A 5,070-nucleotide genomic window follows, 5' to 3' on the forward strand; every position below is an offset into this window, starting at 1 on the left:
TATAAGAGAGTTTCTTGCCAATAAAGTTTAAAATAATTATTTTTAGATTCTAAAATAGATGCTAATTTCACTTTAATTGTTTCAAGTGTATCCATTAGGAAATTATGATGGTCATTTTTATGATTAGATGAAGTAAAAGTAAAAACGATATTGAAATCAAGATCTATGCCTATAACGTCTACTCCAGACACAATATGGAAACTGTTTGCTTTTATTTTTAGTTCAGATATGTTTATGAGTTTATAATTTTTCAAAGAAGTACCTCACAATTTTGAGCAATATTTTATCAAAATGCACAAAAAAATATCAAATTACTCTATTCGATTATTATATATTTTAGACACAACAAAATGAAAGGGTTTTCAAGGTTTGACAATTATACTATTTGAAAAAAAGTGGATTGTTAAACCGAAATGAATACCAAAAAATTTAAAAATGAAAGTAGGGGACTTTATGAATTTAATACCAAAGATCAACAGTAAAATCGAATTAAAAGAAAAGATTTGTTTCGCTATAAAAGAAACACTTTCGATTAGAAATAAAGACTTCATTGATGCTGGGATCGAGGTATTTTCGGACAGAATAAAGTCAAAATGTGACATTTTAGTGTCGGAAACCGATTTAAATACAAATGCTGATATTGAATTAATAAAGGATCCAACAGTTGAAGAAAGTGGTTATAAGATTGATATTTCTATTGATCAAATAAAAGTATTCTCAAATGATGACTCCGGAATAAAAAATGCTCTTACTACTCTATATGTATTGATTGTCGAAGCAATCAAAACTTCTAATCGAAAACTAGACGGAGTTATTTTTATAGATTATCCGAAATATAAGCATAGAGGATTACTTGTAGATGTTAGTAGAAATTTCTTCGACGTGGATGTAATGAAAAAGATTATCGAAGAAATGTCGTTAAATAAATTAAATGTGTTGCATTGGCATTTATCCGATGACCAAGGCTGGAGAATTGAATCAAAAGTATATCCTAAATTAACTGAAAATCAGGAGTATTATACACAAGATGAGATAAGAGAAGTTATCAAATATGCTCAAACTAGAGGGGTAGAAGTTATACCAGAAATCGATATGCCTGGACATGTCACTGCCATGTTAATTGCTAATCCAAGTCTTAGCTGTTTTGAGGAAAAAGTAGAATTAGCATGTAGTGCTGGTGTGTATAAGACAGTTCTCTGTCCTGGAAAAGAATCAACATATACTTGGATGTTTAATCTAATAGATGAAATCGTTCAGCTTTTCCCTTCATCAAAATTCCATATAGGTGGAGATGAAGTACCAAAAACAAATTGGAAAACCTGTCCCCATTGTTTAGCACTTATGAAAAAAAATAACATCGATAATTTTGATGATCTGCAATATGCATTTACTAAACGAATAACTGCTCATTTAAATCAACATGGTAAACAAGTCGTTTGTTGGAATGAAACATTAAGATCTAAAGAAGTTGAAAACAACTTGATAACACAATATTGGGTTGAATTTACTGAGGAAAGCTATTGCAAGCCATACTTTGAAAATGGACAGGAAGTCATTTTCTCTGAATTGTTTAACTGCTATTTTGATTATCCGTATTCACTAGTAACATTACAGAAAACTTATGAATATCAACCTAATCCTGCGTTAAATGCTTCAAATGTGTTAGGAATTGAAGGGGCAATTTGGACTGAAAGAGTAACTACACCAGAAATATTGGAATTTATGATTTCTCCTAGAATAAATGCACTTGCAGAATCAGCATGGACGATCGAGAGAAACTATGAAGATTTCCTATTACGTTTAAAAGTATATATGGAAGATTTAAACGTAATTACTTTAAATCATGCTCCATTTGAAGCAGCAACAATTAACGGACAGGCTGCTCAGGAAGAAGCGAAACAGTTCTTGATGATGATGTTTCAATTTCTTCAAAATAGCGATGTTGATATGGGGTTAGATGAAAAAGAAAAACAAGTAATGATCTCTAAGTTTTTAAATAATATTTTTGACGAAAAAACAGCAGCGGAACTTTTAAAACAAACAATGTAATCAATAAGCTATGGGGAGTGGGAATATGGGGAAAAATTCAGTTGTAAATGAACGAATAATTATAGAAAAAAATGCTAAACCGAAAAATGCCTTTGTTACAAAAAAATCAGAGCGATTCATGTACAGCTCATATTTCTTTGGTCAAAATATTATTTTCTTCATTGTATCTTCATTTTTAGCAGTTTATTATACTAGTGTTTTAGGAATCAGTGCAACAACTGTAGGTAGTATTCTTTTACTAGCAAGAATTTGGGATGCATTTGTAGATCCAACTCTGGCAACAATTATCGAACGACTAAATTTAAAGAGTGGAAAATTTAAACCTTGGGTAAATCTAGCTTCAATTACTGTACCTATTATGACTTTTCTTTGTTTTGGATTTAGTCATCAATTACTTGCAGCTTCTGAAGGTGTACGTATTGGTTATGCAGCTGTCACATATTTAGTATGGGGTACACTTTATGCTGCTGCAGATGCTCCTGCATTCGCATTTTCAACTGTGATCACACCAGACCCTGAAGAACGAACAGTTTTACTTGCCAACAATCAAATTACTGGTATTGTCGGTATACTTGTTGCAGTAGCTGCATTCCCAAGCGTTTTAAAGGCAACTGATAGCAATTACATGATTTCAGTATTAATTTTTTCAATCATTGCATTTGTAGTCATGTCATTGACAAGATTTGTAAAAGAACGAGTTAAATCAAATAAAAAAGAACCTGCAATTAAAGAAATCTTACATTCACTATTAAATAACAAATATTTAAAAACAATCGTAATCGTAAATATCATTGCAAACGGAGTTAACTTTACAAACACTTTAGCACCTTTTGTGGCTACTGATATTTATAAGGACGCAACTAAAGTTTCACTTATTCTTGGAATTGGAATTCTACCTGTAGTTCTTGTTGCTCCATTTGTTCCAAAGTTAGTAAACAAATATGGAAAAATTAAACTTATGTCTTTTGCTTTAGCTGCAAATGCATTACTATCAATTGTAACATACTTTGTTGCATACGAAAATTTCGGATTATTTTTAGGCGTTTCAGTTCTTAAAGCAATGTTAATAGCACCGCAGTTTGTTATTTATCCAATGTTCTTTGCTGATTCAGTTGAATATGATTGCTATAAAAATGGTACACGTTTTGAAGCAGTTATTTTTGCAACACAAACATTCAGTTCTAAAATTATTGGAGCAATATCCGGAGGACTTGGAATGTGGATCATCGGTATTGCAGGCTATAAAGCCGCAACAAATGGACATGCCGTTACTCAATCTGCTACTACCCTTAAATCCTTATGGACGACATTTAATCTAGGTGGAGCGGTAGGATGCTTAATTGCATTATTCATCTTCCTTAAGTTCTATGACTTATCTGAAGAACAAGTTAAAGAAATGGCACTTGCTAATCAAAGTAAAAACTGAGAGTTTGATAGTTATACAACCTAAATATGATGTAATTGGTAAAAAGGACATTTTTTAATCAAAATGTCCTTTTTATTTGTATTGTGTTTGTATGGAGTGGTTGAATTGTTTTATTTTCTCCTTATTGAAGTAACGGGAATGGTATGAGTAAGAAAAAGAGCAAAAACGTGAAAAGTAGTTACTCATAAAGGGGCATGAGGAAGTAAAACAGCAAAAAACTGAAATATAGTTACTCATAAGAGGTTCATGAGGAAGTAAAAAACGTAAAAATCTGGAATATAATTATGCATAAGAGGTTCATGAGGAAATAAACCAGCGAGAATCTAAAATATAGTTACTCATAGGAGGTTCATGAGGAAGTAAAAACGTAAAAATCTGGAATATAATTACTCATAATAAATTAGTAAGGTATACCACAGTTTTCAAGCTTGGTATTTTTATGCTATCGATAAAGATGTTAGATAATTTTTATTTAAAACTACTTTTAGATTAGATGAAATTACAATTAAAAATGTTAAAAATCAGGCAATAAGGATGATATTAAGCTAAATTGTGAATAATAAGAATCAGATATAGAATGAATACTAGCCCCCAACATATAGTTGGTTGGTGTTATGAATTGAGAATCTAAGTATATTCTCCAAAATCGTTTTCCTTTTACAGCGATTGATCTTACATTATCATTAAACGAATTATCACTAGGGTCATTTAGATTTGGTTCTGCAGCAAAAACGTGACTATGATCTCCATGCTTATTGTCCTCTTTAAATAAGGTAAGCTGTCGATCAGCTGGTTGTCCAAGGCTGTCCAAATGATCCACTCCTACTGTTGCAATTTCATTTGTAGGCTTCAACGATGATATTTGATCGTTTTCAATCTGCCAATCTCCAACAAATCGATATAATCCAGGGCCTAAAACAGGAGCATAGGATATGTTAATGCCAGAATTACGATACAATCGCCAATTTCCACCAATTACTACGATGGATGAGGCTTTATCATTAATGGAATGATCATCAATGGCATTCAAGTTTGTTTCAGCAGTAAGAATAGCTTGTGTGCCCCACGAAAGTCACTATGCTCAAACAAAATGACATGATTGTTGATTGGTGTTCCACCGAATGTTGCGGGTTCATTTGTTGGTGCTAGTGAAGTGATTTGGTCATTTTCGATATCATAGTTTCAAACAAATGAATAGAGTCCCGGTCCTAATACAGGCGCGTAGGGGATTTTCAAATCTGCATCTCGGTAGAACCGCCAATTACCTTCCAAAATTGCTATTGAAGAGGTTTTGTCATTAAATGAACCTAGATTTTTTTCTGTCGCTTAAAAATGCCTATGTTCTCCATGAAAATTACTATTCTCAAATAGAATAACTTCTTGCATCACTTCACTACCTTTCTTTAGAAAAAATGTTAACTATGTATTTATGTCCAACAAATACATTTTATTGATATGCATCTAAAAAACGGAAATGACCACTAATTTCTAAAATTAGAGAATTATAATAATCTGTTAATTCCAAAATTGATTTTTATTTGTTATTTTTATTTTGCAATCAACCGTTAAATAATTTTGTTTTGTAAAATAATTCC

4 protein-coding genes are annotated in these 5,070 nt (G+C 31.6%); 2 read left to right on the forward strand and 2 right to left on the reverse strand.

Annotated features, from left to right (window positions below):
- Positions 1-254, reverse strand: a 254-nt coding sequence (locus tag CN514_RS26180; RefSeq protein WP_217993927.1) for a hypothetical protein, incomplete at its 3' end; no start/stop codon positions are given.
- 199 nt (positions 255-453) lie between these two features.
- On the opposite strand from CN514_RS26180, the gene CN514_RS14125 reads away from it, so the two are divergent.
- Together CN514_RS14125 and CN514_RS14130 are read left to right on the forward strand one after the other, a co-directional pair.
- Positions 454-2,049 (forward strand): beta-N-acetylhexosaminidase, encoded by a 1,596-nt coding sequence (locus CN514_RS14125; protein WP_176525914.1) that lies wholly within the window; start codon positions 454-456, stop codon positions 2,047-2,049.
- Positions 2,050-2,074: 25 nt separating this feature from the next.
- The gene (locus tag CN514_RS14130) at positions 2,075-3,475 is read left to right on the forward strand and encodes an MFS transporter (RefSeq protein WP_176525915.1); all 1,401 of its coding nucleotides are present in this window, start codon (positions 2,075-2,077) and stop codon (positions 3,473-3,475) included.
- 514 nt (positions 3,476-3,989) lie between these two features.
- Here the strand turns inward: CN514_RS14130 and CN514_RS14135 are convergent.
- Positions 3,990-4,505 (reverse strand): beta/gamma crystallin-related protein, encoded by a 516-nt coding sequence (locus CN514_RS14135; protein WP_176525916.1) that lies wholly within the window; start codon positions 4,503-4,505, stop codon positions 3,990-3,992.
- Positions 4,506-5,070 lie beyond the last annotated feature (565 nt).

Origin of the sequence: Bacillus sp. AFS001701, from assembly GCF_002559405.1 — a bacterium.
GTDB lineage: Bacteria > Bacillota > Bacilli > Bacillales > Bacillaceae_G > Gottfriedia.

Bases quoted from the DNA above. Each gene is read 5' to 3' on its own strand.
- CN514_RS14130 (WP_176525915.1), top strand. From the start codon at position 2,075: ATGGGGAAAAATTCAGTTGTAAATGAACGAATAATTATAGAAAAAAAT.
- CN514_RS14125 (WP_176525914.1), top strand. From the start codon at position 454: ATGAATTTAATACCAAAGATCAACAGTAAAATCGAATTAAAAGAAAAG.